Genomic DNA, 22,293 nt, shown 5'->3' with positions numbered 1-22,293 from the left:
GCCAAGGCCCGCGGGGCCGCCGGCGCCTGAGCGCGACACGCGTCAGCATGTCATGAGCCAGGCATCAGCCGCTTTTCCCCGGTGCCGCAGACCTGCCGGGCCGGAAGGCGACAGCGGAAGCGCGTTCAGGACCGGATGCCCAGCCGTTGCAGCCGGCTTGGCTGCCTTCGCGGACGCTGCCTTCACCGCGGACATGCACGACGTGCAGCCGAGGCCTGGCGAGCGGGGGAGGGTTCCCTTCCTGCGGCCATGCAGGGATGGCCGTGCCCATGGCCGGGCATCCCTGGCGCGGCGACTGCACCGGAGGGCGCATGGGGGCGGCAACCGCCGGCATATCGCCCCCGTGCGCCGGAGCACAGAATGCCCTCAGTATTTTTGCGTTTCATGTCCATGCCAGCCGACGGAACAAGCAGAAACGGCCAGAGCGGCCTGATCTGCGGCTTCCGAAGATCAGCCGGCTCCATGGCCTGCAAGCGGGCAGTGGATATTACAGGATTAAGCGCAAAGGATTTGATGAGGATGGCCCCGTAAGCCCACAAAATCACGAACCAACAAACGCCGTCTTGTTCCGATCGCATTGTGCAGGGACACGGACAGCTCTTTCAACGCCGGTTTTTGCATTCGCATTCCAGGAGAGAGACAATGGCCACTGTGCATGGTAGCATCTTCAGCGAAACGCTCAACGGCACCAATGTTCAGGATTTCATCTACGCCTATGGCGGAAATGACGTCATCTATGCCTACAACGGTAATGACTACGTCGATGGCGGCTATGGCAACGACACCATCGTGGGTGGCCTGGGCTCGGATGGCCTGACCGGCGGACCGGGGGCCGACGTCTTCAAGTACAACAGCGCGGCCGAAACCACCGGGGACGCGATCTGGGACTACAAGTGGTGGGAAGGCGACAAGATCGACCTGCGCGGCATCGACGCCAAGGAATCCGTCTGGTGGAACCCGACGACCTGGGGCGACCAGGCCTTCAGCTGGAAGGGCAATGTCGCAACCAAGGCGCTCTATGCGGGTGAACTCGGCTATGTCCATTCCGGCGGCAATACCTATGTCTACGGCAACACCGATGGTGACGGTACCTATGAGGTCAATCTGAAGGTGGCTGGGGTCGTGCACTTCATCGCCAGCGACTTCATGCTTTGAACCTGAACTGCCGCCCTGCGGCACGGCGCGCGGTCGCTGGAATCATCCAGCGGCCGCGCAAGTCTTCGCCGATGCCCTGCGGCGGTCCCGTCAGACGCTGACGCCCAGCGCCTCATGGATAGGCCGCCTGACTTCCGGCGGCAGTTCCAGCGCCGTGGCGAGCCGCGCGAGGTAGTCGCGCTCTGCCACGCTGTCGATCTCGATGGCGGTGAGCGAGGCGGCATAGAGTTCCGCCGCCTCCTGTTGGTCTTGCGCCTCTCGCGCCAGGGCCTCGGTATCGACCGGCCGGTTCATCTCCTGCAACACGATCTGCCGGGCCTCGTCGCTCTCCCCGGCCTCCGCCAGCTTGCCCATGATCCGCTGCATCTCGCGCTCGTCGATCTGGCCGTCCGCCTTGGCCGCCTGGATCATGGCGCGCAGCAGCAGCATGGCCTTGCGCTGCACCGCGGCGGCATCCGCATAGGCCGGCGGTGCCGCCTTTGCGCCCTGTTCCTGCAGCGCCGCATAGGCCAGGCTGCCGAGCACCGCGAGCATCCCGCCGCCCACCGCGCCGCGCCCGCCGCCGAGCAGCGCGCCGGCGAGGGCGCCGAGCCCGCCAATGGCGGCCGGGTTGTTGCGCCGCACCTCCTCCGCCGGCGACTGCGCCGCGCGCTTCGCCATCTCGGTGGCCGATTCCAGCATCTCGCCGAAGCCGCGCCCGCCGCTGCCCTGGCCGAACAGCCCCGCCAGCATCCGGGGCAGGTCGCCGCCGGCCTGGCCCAGCGGCCCGCCGGCGCCGCGCTGCACCGCGCCGCGCAACCGGTCCTGCGCGGAGGGCGTGGCGCCCTGCTGCAGCAGCGACCCGAGGAGCTTCACCGCGTCGATCATGGCATCCCTCCCATTCCCGCCCTCCGTGGGGAGAGCGGGAGCGAGGGGCAAGGAAAAGCGCGCCCTCCCTCCGCTGTTGTGATCCCGCCCGCGCTGCGCCTCTACTCCGCGGCCATACGCGGCTGCCAATCCCCGCGCGTCGCGCGCGCCAGGCCAAGATGGTCGCGCAGCGTCGGCCCCGTGTAGTCCTTGCGGAACAGGCCGCGCCGCTGCAGTTCCGGCACCACGTGCCGCACGAAATCGGCATAGCTCCCGGGCACCACGCAGGCGCCGATGACGAAGCCGTCGCAGGCCCTGGTGGCGAACCATTCCTCCATCCGGTCCGCGACCTCCTTCGGGCCGCCGACCATGTCCATGGGGGGCTTGCCGCGGCCGCTGCCCACCATGAAGTCCCGCACCGTCGGGTTCTTCTTGCCGGTGTTCCTGACGACGCGGTCGCGGATCGCCTGCAGGCCCTGGATGCCGGCCATCTCCTCGTCGGTGAAGGGCTCGTCCATGCCCTTGCTGGCGAAATCGAAGTTCAGCGCCTCGCTCAGCAGGGACAGGGCATCGATCTCGAGCGGCAGCCTGGCGATCAGCGCCGCCTTGTCCTCCGCCTCCGCCCTGGTCGCGGCGCAGATCGGGTAGCAGAGCGTGGCCACCTTCACCGCCTCCGGGTCGCGACCGGCGGCCGCGACCATCGCCTTGAACTCGGCATAGTCCTGCCGGCCGGAGGCGACATCGTGATAGGCGACGAAGACCAGTTCCGCCCAGCGGGCGGAGAAGCGCTTGCCGCGGCCGCTGCTGCCGGCCTGGATCAGCACCGGCCGCCCCTGCGGGCTGCGCGGCACGGTGAAGGGCCCGCGCGAGTGCAGGAAGCGCCCCTTGAAGTCGAGGCGATGCACCTTGTCGCCGTCGCCGAAGCGCCCGCTCGCCTTGTCGATGATGAGGGCGTCATCCTCCCAGGAATCCCAGTGGCCCAGCACGACCTCGACGAACTCGTCGGCGCGGTCGTAGCGCCGGTCATGCTCCATCATCTCGGCATGGCCCATATTCGCCGCCTCCCCGTCATTGAGGGAGGTGACGATGTTCCAGGCCGCGCGCCCGCCGCTCATCAGGTCGAGCGTCTGGAAGCAGCGCGCGACATGGAAGGGCTCGTAATAGGTGGTGGAGGCGGTGGAGCCGAGGCCGAGCCGCGAGGTGACCGCGCCCATCATGGTCAGCGTCACGATCGGGTCGAGCTTCACGCAGCGGATGCCGTGCTCGATGGTGTGGTGGTGGTCGGAGCCGAAGCGGTCCGGCATGGAGAGCCGGTCGTCGAAGAAGCCGAGGTCGAATTTCCCCGCTTCCAGGATGCGGGCGATCTCCTGGAAGTAGTCGGACGTGAGGAAGTCCGTTCGGCTGTCCGGGTGCCGCCAGGAACTGGCGAGGGTGGTGCAGTTCTGCGCCTGCAGGAAGCCGACCAGGTGCATCTGTCGCATGGATGTCTCCTTCCCCTTTGGCGCGAAGCTTCCGCCCCACCCCGGCGCCCGTCAACGCCGGCCCCGGCGACCGCTGATGCTCTTCGTTTTTCGAGCCGATTCACGCCTCCGGTCGTTCACGGGCTCCCTCGTTCTGCTCTAGCATCCGGCGGTCCGGCGCGCAGAGGCCGGCCCGGGAAGGAGACGCCATGACCATCGGACGACGCACGCTGCTCGGCGCCGGACTGCTTGCCGCCCCCGCCCTCGCGCGGGCGCAGGGGCAGGGACCGGCAACGGGCTCCTGGCCGGACCGGCCCATCCGCTACGTGCTCGGCGGCGCGGCGGGCGGCGTCTCCGACATCTTCCTCCGGATCATGGAAAGCCGGCTGCGGGAGAAGCTGGGCCAGCCCCTGGTGATTGACCCGCGGCCGGGCGCGGGCGGCATGGTGGGGGCGGAGGTCACCGCCCGCGCCACGCCGGACGGCTACAGCTTCTATGTCAACCACATCGCCTCGCACGGCATCGGGCCGAGCCTCTACAAGCGGCTCTCCTTCGACCCGCTGAAGGACCTGCCGGGCGTCGCGCGGCTGGCCTTCCTGCCGAACGTGCTGATCGTGAAGGGCGACAGCCCGCACCGGACGGTGGCCGAACTGATCGCCTTCATGCGGGCGAACCCCGAACGCGCCACCTTCGCCTCGGCCGGCACCGGCACCTCCTCCCACCTCTCCGGCGTGCTGCTTGGCCTGCGCACCGGCGTGGAGGTGACGCATGTGCCCTATCGCGGCACCGCGCCCTCCATGGCGGCGGTGATGAACGGGGAGGTGCTGTTCGCCATCGACAATGCCCCGGCCTCGCGCCAGCAGGTGCTGGCGGGCATGCTGCGGGCGCTCGCGGTCAGCACCGCGGCGCGCGCGGCCACCATGCCGGAACTGCCGACATTGCAGGAGGCGGGCGTGCCGGATTTCGACGTCTCCTCCTGGTACGGCATCGCCGCCCCGGCCGCGACGCCGCGGCCGATCCTGGAGCGGCTGGGGGCGGAGATCGTCGCGGCGCTCCAGGACCCGCCGATCGCGCAGCGCATCCGCGACTACGGCGCGGAACCGGCGCCGCTCGGCCCCGCCGAATACGACACCTTCATGCGGGCCGAGGTGGCGAAATGGGCGCCGGTGGTGCGCGCCTCCGGCGCCTCCATCGATTAGAGCGGATCGCGGAAGGCCGTGAGCGACCGGAGGCGTGCCTCTTCTCGAGCAACAAGGAGCGACAGCGGATGGCATTCGGCCTTGAACGCCATCCGCCGCGGGCGGCCCGCATGACGATGCATGCCAAGAGCCGGGCGAGGGGAGGGGAGCCGGGGATGATCTTCGCCTCGCCGCGGGCCTGACCGCATGCTGAAGGGCAAGCCCGCCAACCTCGCCCTCATCGTCGTCGCGCAGGTCCTGGCGCTGGCGCTCTGGTTCTCCGGCACCGCCGCGGGGCCGGCCATGGCGCGGGAGGCAGCGCTGCCGCCGGGCTTCCTCGCCTGGCTCACCGGCGGCGTGCAACTGGGCTTCGTGCTGGGCACGCTGGCGAGCGCGGCCCTGGCCCTGCCGGACCGGCTGGACCCGCGGCGGCTGATCGCCGCCGCCGCGCTGCTGGGGGCGGCGGCGAATGCGCTGATCCTGGCGCTGCCGGTCGGCGACCCGCTCGCCATCCTGGCGCGCGGCGCGACGGGCCTCGCGCTCGCCTGCATCTATCCCGTCGGCATGAAGCTCGCCGCAGGCTGGGCGACACGCGCGGATGCCGGGCTGGTGGTGGGGCTGCTGGTCGGCGGCCTTACCCTCGGCTCCGCCTCCCCGCATCTGGTCAATGGCTTCGGCGGGCTCGACTGGCGGGTCACGGTCGGTGCCGCCTCGGCGCTCGCGGTGGTGGCGGCCGGGCTGATCCTCGGGACAAGGCTCGGCCCGGGCCATGCGCCGGCGCCGCCCTTCCGCCCGGGCTTCGCCCTGCTGCTGTTCCGCACGCGCGGCACCAGGCTCGCGACCCTCGGCTATCTCGGGCATATGTGGGAACTCTACGCCATGTGGGCCTGGATCGGGGCCTATCTGGCGGCGAGCTTCGCGGCCGCCGGGCGCGCCGGCGCGCCGGGGCAGGCGGCGCTGGCCACCTTCGCGGTGATGGGCGCCGGCGCTATCGGCTGCGTTGCCGGCGGGCTGATCGCCGACCGGATCGGCAAGGCCAGGCTCACCATCTGGGCCATGGCCGTCAGCGGCGCCTGCTGCCTGCTGGCCGGGCCGGCCTTCGGGCTGCATCCGGCGGTGACGGTCGCGCTCTGCCTGGTCTGGGGCGCCACCGTGGTCGCGGATTCCGCGCAGTTCTCGGCCAGCGTCGCGGAGCATTCCCCGCCCGGCCTCGCCGGGACGATGCTGACGGTGCAGACCTGCCTCGGCTTCGCCCTCACCCTGCCGGCGATCCACCTGATGCCGGTGCTGGCGGAGCGCTTCGGCTGGGGAGGCGCCTTCGCGGCGCTGGCGATCGGCCCGGCGCTCGGCTGCCTGGCCATGGCGCGGCTGCTGGTGCCCGCCACCGCGACGCGGCCCGCCGCCCGCTGAGGCGCAACCCGCCGCGCATCATGCCGTGCAGGCCGTGTGCCGCTGTTCCGCTGCCGAGGCCGTGCTCACCACATGCGCCGTTCCTGGTCGACCACGGTGTCGAGCCGCGCCGCCAGATGCGGGTGCCCCGCGCTGCGGGCATAGGCGGCCGCGCTGCGGCCGGCGGCGTCGCGCCGCGCGGGATCGGCGCCGCATTGCAGCAGCAGCTCCACCGCCGCCTCGTTCCCGCAGGCGGCCGCGGCCATCATCGGCGTCATGCGGTTGGATGGTTCGAGCGGGCCATCCGCCGCCGAGCCGCCGGCGGGGTTCAGCATGCTCCGCAGTTGCGTGACATCGCCTGCGACCACCAGCGCAAGCAAATCGCCCGTGTCGGCGCGGGTCATGGCCGGGTTCCTCCTTCCCTGGCACCTCTGCCGCCCGGGCGTCGCCCTGCCATCCGTCCGGCCCGGCGACGCCCTCCTTGTGGAGTGTTCGGAGTGGGACGATGCCCGCCGCCGGTGCCGCCCCTGGGGCCGATTCGCCATCCCGCGGGCCTGCGTCATGCTCTCCGATCAGTATAAGACCCGGTGGCCGCGCCTGCTCCGCCGCGCAATGAAACGAGCGGAGCGGTCCGGGCCGCGAGCGGAGGCGGCGAGCCGCCCCGGCCCGTGTCATGCCGGGGCGGTGGGGCCGTTGGGAATACCGGCGCTGTCGCGAGGCATCCCATTGCCTGTGGGCGGCCTGCGACCGCTGCGGCGAAGGGCTGATCCTGGCACCCACAGCGGGCCGTTCTTCAACTGACCCCGGCATAATACCACCGGCCATGATCATCGACCCCTGCAGCGCGGGCGCGAGCCCGTGCCGAAGCGGCTTCTGCCGCCCGCCGCAACTGCGGCGCTCCTGCCCGGACGCGGTCACGCATCCGGACCGATGGCGTAAGCCCTGACGTGCGGCCGCCATCGGCGGCTGAGGCGTGGATGCGGCCCGCGGCCTATGCCGCGCAGTGAAGCCGCCGCAGGCGGCGCCGGCGCCGGCGCCGGATGCAGCAGACCTGCGTCAGCATGTCATGCGCCGGGCATCAGGCGGCGGCGCGCGTGCCGCTGCGGGCGCTGGCCTTGATCATCTCCGCCGCCCGCTCCGCCGTCATCAGCACCGCCGGATGGATGTTGGAGGAGGGCACCAGCGGGAAGACCGAGGCATCGACCACCCGCAGCCCCTCCACGCCGCGCACCCGCAGCTCGGTATCCACCACCGCGCGGTCGTCGGTGCCCATGCGGTTGGTGCCGCAGGGGTGGTAGACCGTGGTGCCGGCGGCGCGCAGGTAGTCCAGGAAATCGTCATCGCTCTGCGTCGCCGGGCCGGGCGAGAGCTCCTCCTCCACCAGATCGGCGAAGGGCCGCGTCACCGCGATCTTCCGCGCCAGCTTCGCCGCTTCCAGCATCACCCGCACATCCGTCGGCGCGGTCAGGTAGTTCGCCAGGATGCGCGGCTTGTCCTCGACCTTGGGGGAGCGCAGGGTCAGCTCGCCCCGGCTGTCCGGCCGGCACTGGCAGAAATTGAAGGTGAAGCCCGGATGCTTCGCCAGCTTGCTCGCCGACATCGCCTGGTTGCTGGTGTCCAGGCTGAAATTGACGAACTGGAACTGCACCTCGGCTTCCTCCGAGCCCGGCAGGACGCGGGCGAAGAGGCTCGCCTCGGAGGCGCCGATGGTCATGTGGCCGCGCTGGCGCAGCGCCCAGTCGAGGCCCATCTTCGCGGTCCTGATCGGGTTCGCCAGCGCCTCGTTCAAGGTATCCGCCGGCTTGGTGCGGAAGGCGAAGCGGACCATGAAGTGGTCCTGCAGGTTCTTTCCCACCTCCGGCGCATGCACGCGCGTCTCCAGCCCCAGGCCCTGCAGCGCCGCGCCGTCGCCGATGCCGGACAGCATGAGCAGCTTCGGGCTCTCGATCGCGCCGGCGGAGACGATCACCTCCCGCCGGGCCTTCCAGCTTTCCTCCCGCCCGTCCGCGGTGCGGACCACCACGCCGGTCACGCGCTGGCCCTCGAAGACCAGCCTGAGGCCGAGCCGCTCCGTCTCCACCCGCAGGTTGGGGCGCTTGAGGGCGGGGCGGAGATAGCCGACCGCCGGGCTCCAGCGCCGCCCCTTGTGGACATTGAGCTGGTTGGGCGCCACGCCCTCGAACCACTCGCCATTGTTGTCGCGGTTGCGCGGGAAGCCGAGCGCCTCGCAGGCCTCGAGAAAGGCCCGGCAGCCGGTGGTCGGCTCCGGCACCTCGGCGATCTGCATCGGGCCGGACTTGCCGCGATACTGGCTGTCCGGGCCGTGGAAGGTCTCCAGCTTGCGGAAGGCGGGCAGGCAGTCCTCATAGCTCCAGCCGCGCGCGCCGAGCTGCGCCCAGCGGTCGTAGTCGCGCGGGCTGCCGCGCAGGAAGACCAGGCCGTTGACGCTGCCCGAGCCGCCGATGACGCGCCCGCGCGGCCAGTAGACGCTGCGGCCGTTCAGCTCCGGCTCGCTCTCGGTCTGGTAGTTCCAGTCGAATTTGCGGGTGACGTAGAGCCGGGCGAAGCCCATCGGGATATGGATCCAGGGGTTCCGGTCCCAGGGCCCGGCCTCCAGCAGGACCACCCTGGTGTTCGGATCCTCCGAGAGCCGCGCCGCCAGCACGCAGCCGGCCGAGCCGCCGCCGAGGATGACGTAGTCCGCCTCTTGCATCCCTGTTTCCCCCCGCCTGGTCGTTCGGGTGCTATCAGGGCATGCGCGGCCGAGGGGAGCAAGACGGAGGGCGGCAAGGCGGCACGGGGAGTGTGGGGCAGGGGCCGAACCTGCCGGGCGGCCGGCCCATGCGCCGCGCGGTGGGAGGAGGCGCTGACCGCCCGGGGCGGCGTGGGCCGCATCGGCGGCGGCACGGCGCAGCAGACGCCTCCCGCGCCTTCGCCGCATGGCGGGGAAGGGCCGGGCCGCCTTGCCCTGCAGCCAGGACAGGTCGTGCAGGGGCGTGAACGCCCCGGAGCGAGGCACTCCTCCGCCAGCCATGGCGCGCCGGGGGTTGGCGTTCAGACCGGAACACGGGACGCCGAAGGGGGGCGCCTGACAGGCGGTCCCGGCGGGCACGTCGCCCCGGCATCCGGCATGCCCCGAACTGCTATGCGGGGTCGGACAGCTTCATGAGCAGCAGGCCGCTCACGATCAGCAGGGCGGCCACCACGCGTGTCCCGTTGGCCGTCTCCCCGAGGAAAAGGATCCCGGCGACGAACGCGCCCACCGCGCCGATTCCGGTCCATACCGTATAGGCGGTCCCGAGAGGGAGCGACCGCATCGACCAGGAGAGCAGGCCGAAGCTCACCAGCATGGCGGCCAGGGTGACGGCGGTGGGCCAGAGGCGCGTGAAGCCCTCCGACTGCTTCATCGAAAAGGCCCAGACGACCTCGAACAGGCCGGCGATGACGAGAATGAGCCAGGCCATGGCAGCCTCCTCCGAACAAGCTGCCGGGCCGTCCCGGACTTATACCCGCGGAGGGGGCAGGACGTGGCCTCGCACGGCTCACTTAAGCCGGGGAAGGGCAAGGGTCAACGCCGCCTTCCCGTTCGAGGCCGGCCTCGGCCCGGGTGCCGCGCATGGAAGCCCGGCCGCTATCCCCGCCAGGGCCGCAGCGTCCACAGCGCGTGCAGCTGCGCATCCACCTGCGACGCCATCTGCCGGTACTCGTTGCCCACCAACGGCCGCAGCGGCATGTGCTGCCGCGCCGCCTCCCGCAGGAAGCCGGGATCGGCCAGGGCGCCGCGGAAGGCCTCCTGCAGCCGTGCGGCGACGGCGGGCGGGATGCCGGGCGGGCCGATGATGCCGCGCGCCGCGGCGGCGACGATGTCGAAGCCCAGCTCCCGGAAGGTCGGCACCTCCGGCAGCTCCGGCAGGCGCTGCAGGCTCGCCACGGCCAGGCCGCGCATCTTCCCCTCGCGCGCGAGGGTCACGAGCTCCGTCGTGTTCCCCACCGCCGTCGCCAGGTGCCCGCCCAGCAATTGTGGAAGCAGCGGCGCGACGCCGGCGAAGGGCACATGCGTCATGGGCGGGATGCCGGACAGCGCCTCGAAGGCCAGCATCATGATGTGGTCGTCGCTGCCGATGCCGGTGGTGCCGTAATCCAGGCTGCCGGGCCGGGCCCTGGCCTGCGCCACCAGCTCGGCGAGGGAGCGGATGGGACTCTCGGCCCGGACATAGAGGCAGTTCGGGTCCTCGACGATATTGGCGAGGAAGGTGAAGTCGAGCGCGCGGTAGCGCGCGGGCCGCTCGATCGGGATGGCGCTGTGCGCGGGGGTGGAGGTGGCGCCCAGCGTGTAGCCGTCCGGCGCCGCATTGAAGGTCGCCTCCAGCCCGATCTGGGAGGCGGCGCCGGGCCGGTTGGTGACCACCACCGTCATGCCCGGGATGCGCGCCGCAACCAGCGGCATGATCAGGCGCGTCATGATGTCCACGCCGCCGCCCGGGGGGAAGGGGACGATGACCTCCACCGGCTTCTCCTGGGGCCAGGCGGGCTGGGCCTGGGCCCGCCGCCGGGCGATGGCCGGCGCGGCGACCGCGGCCGCCAGCAGCATGCGGCGCTGCAGCATGGGTTCCTCCCTGTCCTGTTGCACCCATCTGGCCATGCGTGGGCGGCCGCCGGCAAGCGCCGGGCGCCCGGACCGCCTGCGCAATTTCGCCATCCTGCCCCGCGAGACTGCCCCCCGTGCCCGACCTGCCCCTCGCGCTTCGCCGCCTGCTCTTCGCCCTGCTCGGCCTTGGCCTCACCACGCTGCTGCTCTGGCTGGCGGCGCGGGTGCTGGCGCCCGACGGCTGGACGGTGTGGGAGGTGCTGCTCTTCCTCTGCTTCGCCGGCACCGCGCCCTGGACCGCGCTCTGCGCCGCCAATGCGCTGGTCGGCCTCGGCATCCTGCTGCGGGCGCCGAGCCCGCCGGCCGCCGTGCTGCCGGCGCTGCGCCACGCCCGGCCCGGCGCGCCCGCCGCATGCACCGCCATCGCGGTCTGCATCCGCAATGAGGACATGGCGCAGGTGCTGCCGCCGCTGGGGCGGCTGCTGGAGGGGCTGGCGGCGGCCGGGGCGGCGGACCGCTTCACCCTCTGGTTCCTCTCCGATACCCAGGACCCTGCCCTGGCCGCCATGGAGGCGCTGGCAATCGAGGAGTTCCGCGCCCGTCGCGCCGCCGGCATTCCGGTGGGCTATCGCCGGCGTGCCGAGAACACCGGCTTCAAGGCCGGCAATGTCATGGAATTCCTCGACCGCCATGTCGGCCAGGCGCAGCTGATGCTCTGCCTGGACGCGGACAGCGAGATGACGGCGCCGGCCGTGCTGCGCCTGGTGGCCTGCATGGAAGCGGACCCGCAGATCGCCATCCTGCAGCAACTCATCGTCGGCCGGCCGGCGACGGCGGCCTTCCCGCGCCTGTTCCAGTTCGGCATGCGCGCCGGCATGCGCGCCTGGGCGACCGGCCAGGCCTGGTGGCAGGGGCCGGAGGGGCCGTACTGGGGCCACAACGCCGTCCTCCGCATCGAGCCCTTCCGCCGCCATTGCCGGCTGGAGGCGCTGCCGGACGGCCGGCCCATCCTCAGCCATGACCAGGTGGAGGCCGTCCGGCTGCATGCCGCGGGCTGGAAGGTCTGCTGCCTACCGGTCGAGGAAGGCTCGATGGAGGGCAACCCGCCGGCGCTGCCCGAATTCATGGCGCGCGACCTGCGCTGGGCGGCGGGCAACATGCAGTACTGGGACCTTCTCCGGCTGCCCGGCCAGACCTGGATGGGGCGCTGGCAGCTGGTGCAGGCGATCCTGCTCTTCCTCGGCGCGCCGCTCTGGGTGGGCGTGTTGCTGTCCGGCGCGCTGAATGCCGCGACCGGCGGGGCGGCGGGGACGCCTTCGGGCTGGCTGCTGGCGCTGATGCTGGCGACCTGGGCGATGCTGCATGCGCCGAAGCTCTCGGGCTATGCCGAGGTGCTGCTCAGGCCGCAGCTGGCCACGCGCTACGGCGGGCGCGCCGCCTTCCTGCGGGGTGCGCTGGCCGAGATCGGCTTCACCACGCTGCTCGACCCGATCAGCGTGTTCAACAAGGCGGTCTTCCTGCTGGCGCTACCCTTCGGCGGGCGCCGTGCGGCATGGGCGCCGCAGAACCGGGCGGATCGCGGCGTCGCCTGGGGCGATGCGGCGCGGCTGCTCTGGCCGCATACGCTGTTCGGCCTGCTGGTCTTCGGCCTGCTCTGGGCGGCGGCACCGGAGGCTCTGGCCTGGGCCCTGCCCTGGGCAGGCGGGCTGCTGCTGGCGGTGCCCTTCTGCGTGCTCACCGCCTCGCCGCGCGTCTCGGCGCTGCTGCGCGACACCCGGCTGGCCGCGACGCCGGAGGAACTGGCCGCGGCCTGAGGGCCGCTTCGCCGCGCCGCCAGGGGCCGGGCCTCGCGGCGGGATGCACCTGCCGCAGGCCATCACCAGCCCGAACCGGGCATCTCCGCCATGGCGGCGTAGTCCGGCTCCTCCGTCGCACCCAGCCCCGGCACGTCGAGGGAGCCGAGTTCCAGCACCCCCTCCCGGATCCGCAGCCTTGGCCCGCGCGGGGTGTCGGCATAGAGATCCGGATGCGCCTCGAGAAAGCGCACCGCCTCCGTCTTCGGCCGTCCGGCGAAGCCCGCGACGAAGTGGTGGCCGTTGCGCTCGACATGAGCGAGGCCGAGCAGCGCGGCCAGCGCCAGATCCTGCTGCAGGCAAACCCCCGGCAGCGTCGTCAGGTCCTCGCCCGAGAGGAAGAAGCGCTCCCCCGCCGCATTCCAGGCGCGGCAGCGCGCCAGGTTGATCAGGCTGCGCCAGATACCCTTGCAGGATTTGCTCGAGACGCCGGCGTAGCCGAGCGCGCGGGCCTGCACGAAGGCGTCGAGCGGGCCGTCGCTCTCGTCGATGATGACGGGGCGCGCCGCGGCGAGCGCCGCGATGCCCGCCTCCAGCGCACGCGCCCGGCGCACCGGCTGCTCGACATAGAGGATGGAGGCGGCAAGGCGGGCGAGGCGCGGCTCCGCCTCGATCGCGCGCCAGAGCGCGGCCGCGCCCTCGGCATCCGCATATTGCTCGTTGCCGTCGAGCGTCGCGTGGTAGCCGTGCAGCCGGTCCAGCACCGCAGCGATGCGGCAGAGCCGGTCGAGATCCGCCGCGATATCGCCCGAGACCTTCAGCTTCCAGTACCGATGGCCATAGGTGGCGGCCACCTCCTCCAGCGTCTCCGGCAGGCCATCCCCGACGCGGTCCGCCTGGTCCGCGGCGGTGATCGGATCGACCAGCCCGACCGTGTGGCGGGCATGGATGCGGCGCGCGGGCCGCAGCGCTGCGAGCATCGCGGCGAGATCGAAGCCCGCGAGGTCCGGCGCCACGGTATGTGGCGCGAGGCCGCCGAGATTGGCGCGCATGCCGGCGAAGAACGAAAGGCCGTTGAGCTTCAGCAGCGCATCCAGCGCGGCGCTATCCACCAGCGCGCGGCCATAGCTGGCGATGAGCGGGTTCAGCCCCTCGCGCGCGCAGGCGGCGAGGTGGCCGGCATAGCTGTCGGCGAAATGCCCGAAGGCGGTGTTGTGGCCGGCGACGAGGGAAGCCTCGCAGGCCAGTTCCAGGGCGCGGCGAAGCTGGGCCTCGTTCTGCGCGTCGGTCAGGCCCGGGGCCTTGTCGAACCACTTGGCCGCCAGCGTCTCGGCGGCCACGCCCCAGCCCTCCCGCCCGCCTTCATCCCGGATGCGGACCCGCAGCACCGCCTGCCGGCCCTGGGTGATGGTGACCGCGCCGAAGCGGAAGGGCAGCCGCAGGGTGAAGGGCCATTCGCGGCGTTCGGCGGCGACGATGGTGAAGCGCATGGGCGATCCCCCGTTTGCCGGGGGTGTACCACGATCATGCGTGCCCAGACCCATACCGGTCCAGGCCGGGTTCCGGCCTGGCGGGTGGGGTCCGGGGAGGGCAGGGCCCTCCCCGGTCGTCAGGCCGCCGCCTCGGCTCCCTCGGCGAAGAGCGCCGCGAAGGTCGCCTGCTGGCGGCGCAACTCCTGCGCCAGCGGCGCGTGCACCACGCGGCGGCCCTGCCGCACCTCCATCTCCAGCAGCCCGTTCGGGCAGTAGCGGTCGTCGTCCCAGCCGGGATGGCTGAGCACGGGGTAGAGACAGATGCCCTCCACCGGCGTGCCGGCCTGGATGGCGCCGATCACCTCATCCGCCACGTAGCGCAGCCAGAGGGCACGGCGATGGTCCTCGATGCTGGTCTCCGCGACGAAGACCGGGCGGCGGTAGCGGCCGTGCACCCGCGCCAGCAGGTCGCGCAGCGGCACCCAGCGCTCGTCGAAGACGGAGAGCGGGGCGGCGTCGTGCCCCTCATGCAGCCACCACTGGTTGTTCCAGTAGAAATTCACCCCGATGGCGTCGAGCACCTCCTCCGAGCCGCCGAGCTCCGGGTCCTGCCGGCCGAGCAGCATGTCCCAGGCTTCCCACATGCCGGCATTGCGGCGCTCGGCCGGCTCGATATCGGCATCCACGCCCGGGCGGGGGACCGTGTTGATCAGCGGCTCGACGGCAAAGGCCCGCGTGCCGGGAACCGCCTGCCGCATGGCGCGGATGCCGGCCAGCGTCGCGGCAACCGCCTGGCGCTTCACCTCCGGCCCGCGGCCATTGGTGCAGGGGTTGAAATGGCCGGTCTCCCCGCCGGCCCAGGCGAGGAAGGAGATCTCATTCAGCGGACAGAGGGTCGGCGCCTCGCCGGTCTCGGCCTTGCACAGCCTGGCGAAGGCGGCGGCGTAGTCGGCGAAATGCTTCGGGAAATCGGGGGAGAAGAAGTCCAGCCAGTCCGGCCAGCCATAATGGCAGAGGTCCCAGACCACCTGGGTCCCGGTGCGCGCGGCGGCCCGCAGCAGGGGCAGGACCGGGGTCCAGTCATGCTGCCCGGGGCCGGCGGCCTGCACCAGGTGCCAGCGTACGCCGTCGCGGACTGCGCGGATCCCGTGCTCGGCGACCTGGCGGTAATCCTCCTCGGCCCGCAGGTCATGATGCGTCGAGGCGATCAGGTCGAGCCGGCGGCCATCCTTGCGGACATGCGTCGAGCATTCGAAGCCGCCGAGGAAGAAGCTGCGGAACAGGCTGGGTCGGAAGGTCACGCGGCAATCCATCCTTGGTGAAGGGGGCGGTCCGGAGAAGGGGGCGTGCGGCGCCCGGTGTGGTTTTTCACCCCTCGGTTGCCCATTCCTTGCCCGACAAGGCAGGGTGGTCCGGCTTGGCCGCCGCCCTGGCCGAGGGGGATGCCGTGGCGCACCCGACTGGACCTGCAGGCACGGCCCCCTCTCCCCGCTGTCGTGCAAACCGAAACGGGAAAAGCCTGGGGGCGGCCGGCGTTCCCGCGGGGCGGAGCCACGCCGGCGAGGTTGAGGCGCGGTGGGGAAGGCCCCGGGCGACGACGTGAAGTCAGCGCAGGACTGCACGCCCGGTGGCTGGCGCTGTCAGGCTTGCCGTGACCCGCCTGTTGCGCTGCTGACGCTCTGCCGCGCCGATGCATGGGCCACTGGCTGCGCGCGAGCGATCAGCCCATCCACGGAGGGTGGCCCGAGGGGGCGCCCGCTATCCGAGCAGCCGCCCGATCACCCGTGCTGTGTAGTCCACCACCGGGATCACCCGGCCGTAGTTGATCCGCGTCGGCCCGATCACGCCGATGGCGCCCACGATCCGCTCCTGCCCGTTGCGGAAGGGGGCGACCACCATGGAAAGGCCCGCGGTATCGAACAGCCCGCTCTCGGCGCCGATGAAGATCTGCACGCCCTCGCCGCGCTGGGCGAGTTCGAGCAGGCGCAGCACCGTCTCCTGCGCCTCCAGCCGCTCGAACAGCGCCTGGATCTCCTGCACACGGGCGAGCTGGTCCAGGTTCTCCAGCAGCCGGGCCTGGCCGCGGACGATCAGGCTGCCGGCGCCGCCGCCCGCCCAGGTGGCGATGCCCGCCTCCACCACCTGGTTGGTCAGGGCGTCGAGGGCGGTGCGGTTGGCGGTGATCTCCTCGCTCACCTTGGCGCGCGCGTCTTCCAGGCTGCGGCCGGCGAGGCGGGCATTCAGGTAATTGCTGGCCTGGACGAGGGCGGAGGGCGGCAGGCCGGCCGGCACCTCGATGACGCGGTTCTCCACCTGGCCGTCATCGGTCACCAGCACCACCAGGGCGCGACCGGGGCCGAGGGCCACGAATTCCATGTGGCGGACGCGCCCCTCGCTCTTCGGCGCGACCACCAGGCCGGCGGCGCCGGCGAGGCCGGAGAGCATCTGCCCGGCCTCCGCCAGCGTCTCCTGCAGGGAGCGGCCGGAGGCAGCGCAGCGGGCGGCGATCGCCTCGCGCTCCTTCTCGCCGAGGTCGCCGAATTCCAGCAGCCCATCAACGAAGAGGCGGAGGCCGCGATCGGTCGGCAGGCGGCCGGCCGAGGTATGCGGGGCGTAGAGGAAGCCGGCTTCCTCCAGATCCGCCATCACATTCCGGATGGAGGCGGGAGAGAGGCCCAGGGGAAGGCGGCGCGAGAGGGTGCGGGAGCCCACCGGCTCACCGGTCAGGACATAGAGTTCGACCAATTCCCGCAGGATGGTCGCGCTCCGGCTATCGAGGCCGGCGAAGGAGGCCCCGGCAGCGCCGGCAAGCGCTTTCGGCGAGGTCATCATCGGGCGGCTCGGGTCAAAAAGTGACACCAGTGAAGGCTAGGGAGGGGGTGACCGAGCGTCAACCGCCACCTTGCCTGGAGGGGGCGGGAGCGCCTATAAGCGGGTCACGGCTGCGGGCGTAGTTCAGAGGTAGAACGTCAGCTTCCCAAGCTGAATGTCGTGGGTTCGATTCCCATCGCCCGCTCCAGTTATCCAAGCATCTGGCGCGGATCGGCCTGCTGGGGCGGGGTGCCTCCTGGCATGCGGGGCACGAATCGCCGGTGCTCAAGTGGTGGATGGCAACCCCGGCACGGCGACCATCCCCTGTGCAGCGCTATCGTCGCTTCGGGACGGCTACTCCCCGACTGTTCCCGCCACCTGCATAGGATTGCGCCCCAGGGATGGTCGTCAGCGCCACTCGGCATGCATCAGCGACACCTGTGCGGAACCGGCGCGATGAGGGATCATACCGGCGCGCATCAAACCCTGTTGCAGCGAGAATAGGTCTCGGGCTTTCCCTTTACCTTGGGCGTGTGGGCCGCCGCGGCGTCCTGGGCGTCGGCGGTCCAGAGGCTGGCCGAGGCGATGCGGCGCTGGCCCTTCCCGGCATGGACCAGGGGGGAGTGGGCGCAATGCACGCGGCACCGCTGCCGTTTCGCCCGCAGCACCTCAGCCAGGCGGCCGTCAGACCCTCATGTGCATCGGAGATGACCAGTGCGACGCCAAGGCAGGCCGCGGCGCGCCAAGGCGCGTAGGAAGTCTCGCCAGAACGCCGCCGCCTCGGAGGGGCCGATGGCCATGCTGAGGACCTCGCGCCGTCCGTCGGCATTGACACTGACCGCGATGGGGACGGTGACAGGGATGATGCGGCCCGCCTCGCGCACCTTCACAGAGGTGGCGTCGAGCCAGAGATAGGGCCAGTCGCCCTCGACGAGCCGGACGAGGAAGTTGCGCACCCGCTCGTGGCTGCGTTCGCTGTGCGCGGCGCCGCACAGCCCCTCCGCCTCCAGTTCCAGCAGCCGCTGCGCGGCAGAGCCATCATCTCGCGGAGGAAGGTTGCGTCGGAGCCCTTCTCCAGGAGCTCACGAAGGGCATCCTGTCGTCGGTCATCGCGGTCGTTCCGAGGTTCGAGTTGCTGGTCTCGTCAACCCAACCCGCCCAGGGATCACCGTGAGGGCCACCCCGCTACGGGCGGCCCCCTACGCCACCACCGGGGTACGGCCACGTCTGTTCTTCTGCCATCACCGCCTCTCGCCGGATCAGTCACCGAGCAGACATGAAGTTCGGGATGTGCCTTGAAGTGCCCGGGTAGTAATGGGGCCTGTCTCGAGAGTGGCAGGGCAGAATTCCGCCCGCGAGTTCGTCTCGCGCCTGCTGTAAGGCATTATCCCTGCAGGTGTGCCGATGACCGTCGATGCTCATGCAAGGCCGTCAGGCCGGTATGGGCGACGGGCCAACCCATGAGGGGAGTTCGTGGCTGCGTTGCAGGCTCCCGCGGGCCAGCATCGCCCGGCCGCGGCCGGAAAAGTGATGCGCGTTCTCCTTTCCGTGTCGTTACGTGCAGTACATGTAACATTTACCCTCGCGCAATCTGTCGTCTGTTGATGCAACCGGACCAGGTCCGGTTGCCGAGGGGAAAGCGCAGCATGTCGCTCTCACTGCCCGGCTCGGTGGCAAACCTCCGGCCCGCATCGGTTCTGGGGCATGTCAGCGCTGCATGCGTCACAGTTCTTGCGATGGCGATTGCAGCGTCGTTTTTGCTCAAGGATGATGTCGCGTGGCTGCTCTATGTGGCTGAGCAATGGCTCGACGGCCGCCGTCCCTATGTGGCCCTGATCGAGATCAACCCGCCACTGATCATCTGGCTTTCTGTCCTGCCGGCCGCCATCGCGCGTATCCTGAACGTGCCATCATTGCTCACTGCGCCGCTTTTCTTCGCCACGCTCCTGCTCGGATGTGTCTGGTGGGCGGCAGGTATCCTGCAGCTTCGTGACAGGCGCTACGATCGCAGCCTGACATTCGCGATTGTCTCCGCCGTTCTCCTTCTCGCTCCGGGGGTGGAGTTCTGGCAGCGGGAGCACCTGATCGCCGCTGCGGCGCTGCCGTATCTGGCACTTCGCGTGGGGGAGCGTGCCGAGAAAGGGCAGCGGAAGGCGGCATTCCGGACAACCGCGTTCCTCGCGGGGGTTCTTGTCGGCTTCTGTTGCGCCATGAAGCCTTGGTACGTGCTGCCTTTCGTCCTGGTGGAATGGGTCGCGGTAGCAGGCGGCGCGCGGTTTCTGCGCGAGGCGGTGCTGGGCGCCTGCACGACCGGCCTGCTCTATGTCGCGGCCGTCGCGATGCTGCATCCCGAGTACTTGACGGAAGTGATCCCCTTGGCCCTTGACCTGTACAATTCCGGGGACAGGGCCTGGCATGAGATACTGACAGCCAGCCGCCGCCTCCCGATGGCGCTCGCTGCGGCCGCTCTGCTGTGGTGGATTGCGCCTCGTCCCCTGCCGGACGGTGGAGCAACCAGGATCCTCCTGGTCTTCGCGATCGGCGCGACGATCGCTTACCTGCTGCAGGGCAAAGGGTACTGGTATTATCAGCGCATTCCGGCCGTCGTGGCGGTCCTGCTCGTTCTGTTGAGCCTGGTTGCAGCGCTGCTGCGTGATCCCTCGCTTTCACGCTTCTCGGCAGGCCGCCTTGTCCTATGCTTCGTCGCGGCAATCGCGTTCCTTGGGCTGGCTGCGCCCGGTGCCTTCCAACTGAAGCTGATGGCCCAAGGGGTCGCCGCGACGCCTGCGCAGCGCATACAAGCACATCTCGTGGAGGTGCTGCGGTCCAGCAATGCGCGAAGCTATCTTGCTTTCAGCAGCAGCCTGGAACTCGGCTTTCCGATCGTTAATCAGACGGGGGTGGTCTGGGCATCGCGCTTTCCCAGTACCTGGGCACTTTACAAAGCCCATTCCCATTCACCGGACGATGAATCAGCGAAGAATGTCTCTCGACCGGTGGTCCGCTGGTTCATTGAGGATTTTACCGCGGTTTGCCCCGATATCGTCGCAGTGGATACGCGCGACAGGATGGATTACCTGAGCACATTGCAGGGATTCGATGCAGGTTTCGCGCAGGACTGGGACGCCTATCGACTCATGTCCTCATTCGAAGGCATCCGTATCTATGGACGCATCCGCCCGGCCTCGTCGGTGAATGGGTGCGGCTAGCCTCGCCGGCAACCGTGTCGCCAAGCTGAATGGCGTGGGTTCGATCCCCATTGCCCGTTCCATCCCTTCGTATGGCCTGGTCAGTCCTTGCCGGCCGCCTCGCGGCCCAGGCGGTGGGCGCTTCGGGCAGGCGCCGCCCATGCCCCGGCCCCACCATCGCCGGCCGGCAGGCGCGCCGGACGACGGGCAACCTCCCCGCAGCCAGGATGCCCCGCTCGGCGGAGGCCGCCTTCAGGGAGGCCGTCCTGCTTCGACGGCATACAGGTTCTGACGGGACCTGCCACCCACCGGTTTGCAGGGCCCGGAGTTTCCGGTCGCCGACGCGCGAGCGCCCGCAAGCCCAGGCGGCTGGCCGCTGGCGGATCCGGCGCGACCCGATCGGCGCCGAGCGAGCCTGATCGGCCTTGGAACCACAAAGGTTCCGGCGCGGCGCAACCCCGCTGGGTCCCATAGGTTCTGTTGGTGCAACACATGGGTTGGGAGGGGTCATGCCTGCCGGAAACCTGCTGTATTGGGCGCTTGTTGCCCTGGTCGTGGCCGTCATCGCCGGTGTCCTCGGATTCGGCGGCGTGGCGGGCACGGCTGCGGGCATCGCCAAGATCCTCTTCTGGATCTTCCTGGTGGTGTTCCTGGTCGTGCTGGTGATGAACTTCCTCGGCAGGAGCCGGGGGCCGACGGTCTGACGCGAGGCTCGATCGTCAACATGCCATGACCGGGGCGGCCCGGCGGGCGCGTTGCCGAAGGAACGCCGTGACCCGGATGTCGGTCCAGGTCCGGCGCGGGCGCGCGCCGGCCGGCCAGCGGCGCGGACGAAGCCGTGGCGGCGCTGCCTCTCGCACGGGGGGCGAGCGGCACGGTGCCCAGCCGGGCTGCCGCGCGCCCATCATTGTCCTGGATGCCGGCGGTGTGAAAGGCGCGGCCGCCGGGGCTGCACAGCGTGGTCCTTCTCCGGTCGAGGCGGACATCCCGGTCCGGCCGGATGAAGGTCGGGTCCGGTGGAGGCGGCCGCCTCATGTGCCGGCTGCCCCGGTGCCGGACCGCCTGGCGATGCCCGGCCTGCCGCAGGCGGGAGGCCGGGCGCCCCCCTCGGACCTTGCGCATCGGCGCATGGCCGGCCGCTCGATCCTGGCCTGTTCCGGGGCACTGCTGAAGCAGACCGAACGCCCTTGCCGCGGGAAATTCCACGGCCGGGGATGGCCAGGCATGGAGCCGGCCTGCATCATGGCGCACCAAGAATCGAACCTGCCCGGGAGAGAACGGTCCACCCATGCTACGTCGTCATGCGCTTACGCTCGGTGCCGCGCTCGCGGCCGGTCCCTTCGCCGCGCGCGCGCAGAACCAGGGCGGGGCCGAGGCCTGGCCAGGCCGCCCCATCACCATTCTCGTGCCTTTCGTGGCGGGAGGTCCCTCGGACACCGTGGCCCGGGTGATCGCCCAGTATGCCGGCCCGTCCCTCAGCCAGCCCGTGGTCGTCGAGAACCGCGCCGGCGCCAATGGCGAGGTGGCGGGCCGCCTGCTGGCCCGCGCCCAGCCGGACGGTCACACGCTGCTGGTCGGCTCCATCGGCGTCTTCGCCATCAACGCCGCGCTGCGCCCGAATCTCGGCTATGATCCGTTGGCCTTCACGCCCATCACCCTGGCGGTCACCACGCCCAATGTGCTGGTCGTGAACCCGGACAAGGTACCGGTGACCGACCTGCGCGGCCTGATCGAATGGCTGAAGCAGAATCGCGGCCGCACGAGCTATTCGACCAGCGGCGTCGGCTCCTCGGACCAGATGACGATGGAGCTCTTCAAGCAGCTCACCGGCACCGACCCGACCCATGTGCCCTATGCCGGCGGCGCGGCCGCGGCCACGGACCTGATCGCCGGCAATGTGCAGCTGAGCTTCCAGAATCTCGGGACGGTGGCGGGCCATATCCAGGGCGGGCGGCTGCGCCCGATCGTGGTCACCAGCCAGGAACGCCACCCACTGGTGCCGGATGTGCCGACCGCCGCCGAGGCGGGGCTGAAGGATTTCGTCGTCACCTCCTGGCAGGCGCTGATGGCGCCCGCGGGGATGCCGGCCCCGCTCGTCCGGCGCGTGCACGCGGTGACCGCCGAGGCGATGCGGCACCCGGAGGCGCGGCAGCGGCTGGAGCAGATCGGCTTCACCGTGGTGGCGAACACGCCGGAGGAATACGCCGCCTTCCAGCGCGCGGAAGTGGAACGCTGGCGCGGCGTGATCCGGACCGCCGGCATAACGCCCGACTGATCCTCCCGCCGGACTACGCCGCGCGGCGCCGGAGGGCCGCGGCCTGCTCCGCCGCCTCGCCGGCCGGTCCGACGCCCCAGGCAGGCCGTCGCGTCCCGGGCGTCCGCCGCCCCGGACCAGCCGGTGACGTCCTGCCAT

General features: G+C 70.9%; 16 protein-coding genes, 1 tRNA gene and 1 pseudogene. 8 read left to right on the top strand and 10 right to left on the bottom strand.

All coding sequences use genetic code 11. From position 1 onward, the window contains the following. Positions 1–642: 642 nt before the first annotated feature. Complete coding sequence (locus LHA35_RS02405) at positions 643–1,155, top strand: calcium-binding protein (RefSeq protein ID WP_226603995.1); 513 nt, start codon at positions 643–645, stop codon at positions 1,153–1,155. A 90-nt stretch (positions 1,156–1,245) separates the two neighbouring features. On the opposite strand, the gene LHA35_RS02400 is transcribed toward LHA35_RS02405, so the two are convergent. Together LHA35_RS02400 and LHA35_RS02395 are read right to left on the bottom strand one after the other, a co-directional pair. Beyond that, positions 1,246–2,022, bottom strand: a complete 777-nt coding sequence (locus tag LHA35_RS02400) for a tellurite resistance TerB family protein (protein WP_226603993.1) — start codon at positions 2,020–2,022, stop codon at positions 1,246–1,248. 101 nt (positions 2,023–2,123) lie between these two features. After that, the gene (locus LHA35_RS02395) at positions 2,124–3,482 is read right to left on the bottom strand and encodes an LLM class flavin-dependent oxidoreductase (protein ID WP_226603991.1); all 1,359 of its coding nucleotides are present in this window, start codon (positions 3,480–3,482) and stop codon (positions 2,124–2,126) included. Between the two features lie 188 nt (positions 3,483–3,670). On the opposite strand from LHA35_RS02395, the gene LHA35_RS02390 reads away from it, so the two are divergent. Next, the gene (locus tag LHA35_RS02390) at positions 3,671–4,660 is read left to right on the top strand and encodes a Bug family tripartite tricarboxylate transporter substrate binding protein (RefSeq protein ID WP_226603989.1); all 990 of its coding nucleotides are present in this window, start codon (positions 3,671–3,673) and stop codon (positions 4,658–4,660) included. A gap of 186 nt (positions 4,661–4,846) precedes the next feature. Beyond that, positions 4,847–6,049, top strand: a complete 1,203-nt coding sequence (locus LHA35_RS02385; protein ID WP_226603987.1) for an MFS transporter — start codon at positions 4,847–4,849, stop codon at positions 6,047–6,049. 65 nt (positions 6,050–6,114) lie between these two features. Here LHA35_RS02385 and LHA35_RS02380 read toward each other — a convergent pair whose 3' ends face one another. The 4 genes from LHA35_RS02380 to LHA35_RS02365 form a co-directional block, all read right to left on the bottom strand. Further along, positions 6,115–6,432 carry an ankyrin repeat domain-containing protein gene (locus LHA35_RS02380; protein WP_226603985.1) on the bottom strand — a complete coding sequence of 106 codons (318 nt, stop codon included), beginning with the start codon at positions 6,430–6,432 and terminating at the stop codon, positions 6,115–6,117. 674 nt (positions 6,433–7,106) lie between these two features. Next, the gene (locus LHA35_RS02375; RefSeq protein ID WP_226603982.1) at positions 7,107–8,741 is read right to left on the bottom strand and encodes a GMC family oxidoreductase; all 1,635 of its coding nucleotides are present in this window, start codon (positions 8,739–8,741) and stop codon (positions 7,107–7,109) included. 430 nt (positions 8,742–9,171) lie between these two features. Continuing rightward, complete coding sequence (gene sugE / locus LHA35_RS02370) at positions 9,172–9,492, bottom strand: quaternary ammonium compound efflux SMR transporter SugE (RefSeq protein WP_226603978.1); 321 nt, start codon at positions 9,490–9,492, stop codon at positions 9,172–9,174. Between the two features lie 167 nt (positions 9,493–9,659). Beyond that, positions 9,660–10,634, bottom strand: coding sequence for a tripartite tricarboxylate transporter substrate binding protein (locus LHA35_RS02365; protein ID WP_226603975.1), 975 nt, complete (start codon positions 10,632–10,634; stop codon positions 9,660–9,662). 116 nt (positions 10,635–10,750) lie between these two features. On the opposite strand from LHA35_RS02365, the gene mdoH reads away from it, so the two are divergent. Then, positions 10,751–12,430, top strand: coding sequence for a glucans biosynthesis glucosyltransferase MdoH (gene mdoH, locus LHA35_RS02360; protein ID WP_226603973.1), 1,680 nt, complete (start codon positions 10,751–10,753; stop codon positions 12,428–12,430). A 62-nt stretch (positions 12,431–12,492) separates the two neighbouring features. Here the strand turns inward: mdoH and LHA35_RS02355 are convergent, their stop codons facing one another. The 3 genes from LHA35_RS02355 to hrcA form a co-directional block, all read right to left on the bottom strand. Then, positions 12,493–13,899: an enolase-like domain-containing protein gene (locus LHA35_RS02355; RefSeq protein WP_226603968.1), complete on the bottom strand. Its 1,407-nt coding sequence runs from the start codon at positions 13,897–13,899 to the stop codon at positions 12,493–12,495. A 119-nt stretch (positions 13,900–14,018) separates the two neighbouring features. Then, on the bottom strand, positions 14,019–15,182 hold the full coding sequence (locus LHA35_RS02350; protein ID WP_226603966.1) for a glycoside hydrolase family 1 protein: 1,164 nt from the start codon (positions 15,180–15,182) through the stop codon (positions 14,019–14,021). A 457-nt stretch (positions 15,183–15,639) separates the two neighbouring features. Continuing rightward, positions 15,640–16,713 (bottom strand): heat-inducible transcriptional repressor HrcA, encoded by a 1,074-nt coding sequence (hrcA, locus tag LHA35_RS02345; protein WP_408902301.1) that lies wholly within the window; start codon positions 16,711–16,713, stop codon positions 15,640–15,642. Between the two features lie 112 nt (positions 16,714–16,825). On the opposite strand from hrcA, the gene LHA35_RS02340 reads away from it, so the two are divergent. Next, positions 16,826–16,900 (top strand) — tRNA-Gly (locus tag LHA35_RS02340). 328 nt (positions 16,901–17,228) lie between these two features. Here the strand turns inward: LHA35_RS02340 and LHA35_RS02335 are convergent. Further along, positions 17,229–17,802: pseudogene (locus LHA35_RS02335) on the bottom strand (transposase); the annotation flags it as partial. A gap of 536 nt (positions 17,803–18,338) precedes the next feature. Between LHA35_RS02335 and LHA35_RS02330 the strand changes: the two are divergent. The 3 genes from LHA35_RS02330 (at position 18,339) to LHA35_RS02320 (ending at position 22,155) form a co-directional block, all read left to right on the top strand. Then, complete coding sequence (locus LHA35_RS02330; protein ID WP_226603963.1) at positions 18,339–19,901, top strand: hypothetical protein; 1,563 nt, start codon at positions 18,339–18,341, stop codon at positions 19,899–19,901. A gap of 488 nt (positions 19,902–20,389) precedes the next feature. Beyond that, the gene (locus LHA35_RS02325) at positions 20,390–20,584 is read left to right on the top strand and encodes a DUF1328 domain-containing protein (RefSeq protein WP_456316070.1); all 195 of its coding nucleotides are present in this window, start codon (positions 20,390–20,392) and stop codon (positions 20,582–20,584) included. A 584-nt stretch (positions 20,585–21,168) separates the two neighbouring features. After that, positions 21,169–22,155, top strand: a complete 987-nt coding sequence (locus tag LHA35_RS02320; RefSeq protein WP_226603960.1) for a Bug family tripartite tricarboxylate transporter substrate binding protein — start codon at positions 21,169–21,171, stop codon at positions 22,153–22,155. Positions 22,156–22,293: the final 138 nt, after the last annotated feature.

It is taken from the genome of Roseicella aerolata, assembly GCF_020523605.1.
Lineage (GTDB): Bacteria > Pseudomonadota > Alphaproteobacteria > Acetobacterales > Acetobacteraceae > Paracraurococcus > Paracraurococcus aerolatus.
This window is presented reverse-complemented; position numbering and strand designations above follow the sequence as displayed.

What these genes read in the sequence shown, in the direction of transcription:
- LHA35_RS02320 (WP_226603960.1), top strand. Translation starts at nt 21,169, where the DNA reads ATGCTACGTCGTCATGCGCTTACGCTCGGTGCCGCGCTCGCGGCCGGT.
- LHA35_RS02400 (WP_226603993.1), bottom strand. Translation starts at nt 2,022, where the DNA reads ATGATCGACGCGGTGAAGCTCCTCGGGTCGCTGCTGCAGCAGGGCGCC.
- LHA35_RS02395 (WP_226603991.1), bottom strand. Translation starts at nt 3,482, where the DNA reads ATGCGACAGATGCACCTGGTCGGCTTCCTGCAGGCGCAGAACTGCACC.
- sugE (WP_226603978.1), bottom strand. Translation starts at nt 9,492, where the DNA reads ATGGCCTGGCTCATTCTCGTCATCGCCGGCCTGTTCGAGGTCGTCTGG.
- LHA35_RS02405 (WP_226603995.1), top strand. Translation starts at nt 643, where the DNA reads ATGGCCACTGTGCATGGTAGCATCTTCAGCGAAACGCTCAACGGCACC.
- LHA35_RS02355 (WP_226603968.1), bottom strand. Translation starts at nt 13,899, where the DNA reads ATGCGCTTCACCATCGTCGCCGCCGAACGCCGCGAATGGCCCTTCACC.
- LHA35_RS02330 (WP_226603963.1), top strand. Translation starts at nt 18,339, where the DNA reads ATGTCGCTCTCACTGCCCGGCTCGGTGGCAAACCTCCGGCCCGCATCG.
- LHA35_RS02380 (WP_226603985.1), bottom strand. Translation starts at nt 6,432, where the DNA reads ATGACCCGCGCCGACACGGGCGATTTGCTTGCGCTGGTGGTCGCAGGC.
- LHA35_RS02385 (WP_226603987.1), top strand. Translation starts at nt 4,847, where the DNA reads ATGCTGAAGGGCAAGCCCGCCAACCTCGCCCTCATCGTCGTCGCGCAG.
- LHA35_RS02325 (WP_456316070.1), top strand. Translation starts at nt 20,390, where the DNA reads ATGCCTGCCGGAAACCTGCTGTATTGGGCGCTTGTTGCCCTGGTCGTG.
- LHA35_RS02365 (WP_226603975.1), bottom strand. Translation starts at nt 10,634, where the DNA reads ATGCTGCAGCGCCGCATGCTGCTGGCGGCCGCGGTCGCCGCGCCGGCC.
- LHA35_RS02390 (WP_226603989.1), top strand. Translation starts at nt 3,671, where the DNA reads ATGACCATCGGACGACGCACGCTGCTCGGCGCCGGACTGCTTGCCGCC.
- hrcA (WP_408902301.1), bottom strand. Translation starts at nt 16,713, where the DNA reads ATGATGACCTCGCCGAAAGCGCTTGCCGGCGCTGCCGGGGCCTCCTTC.
- LHA35_RS02375 (WP_226603982.1), bottom strand. Translation starts at nt 8,741, where the DNA reads ATGCAAGAGGCGGACTACGTCATCCTCGGCGGCGGCTCGGCCGGCTGC.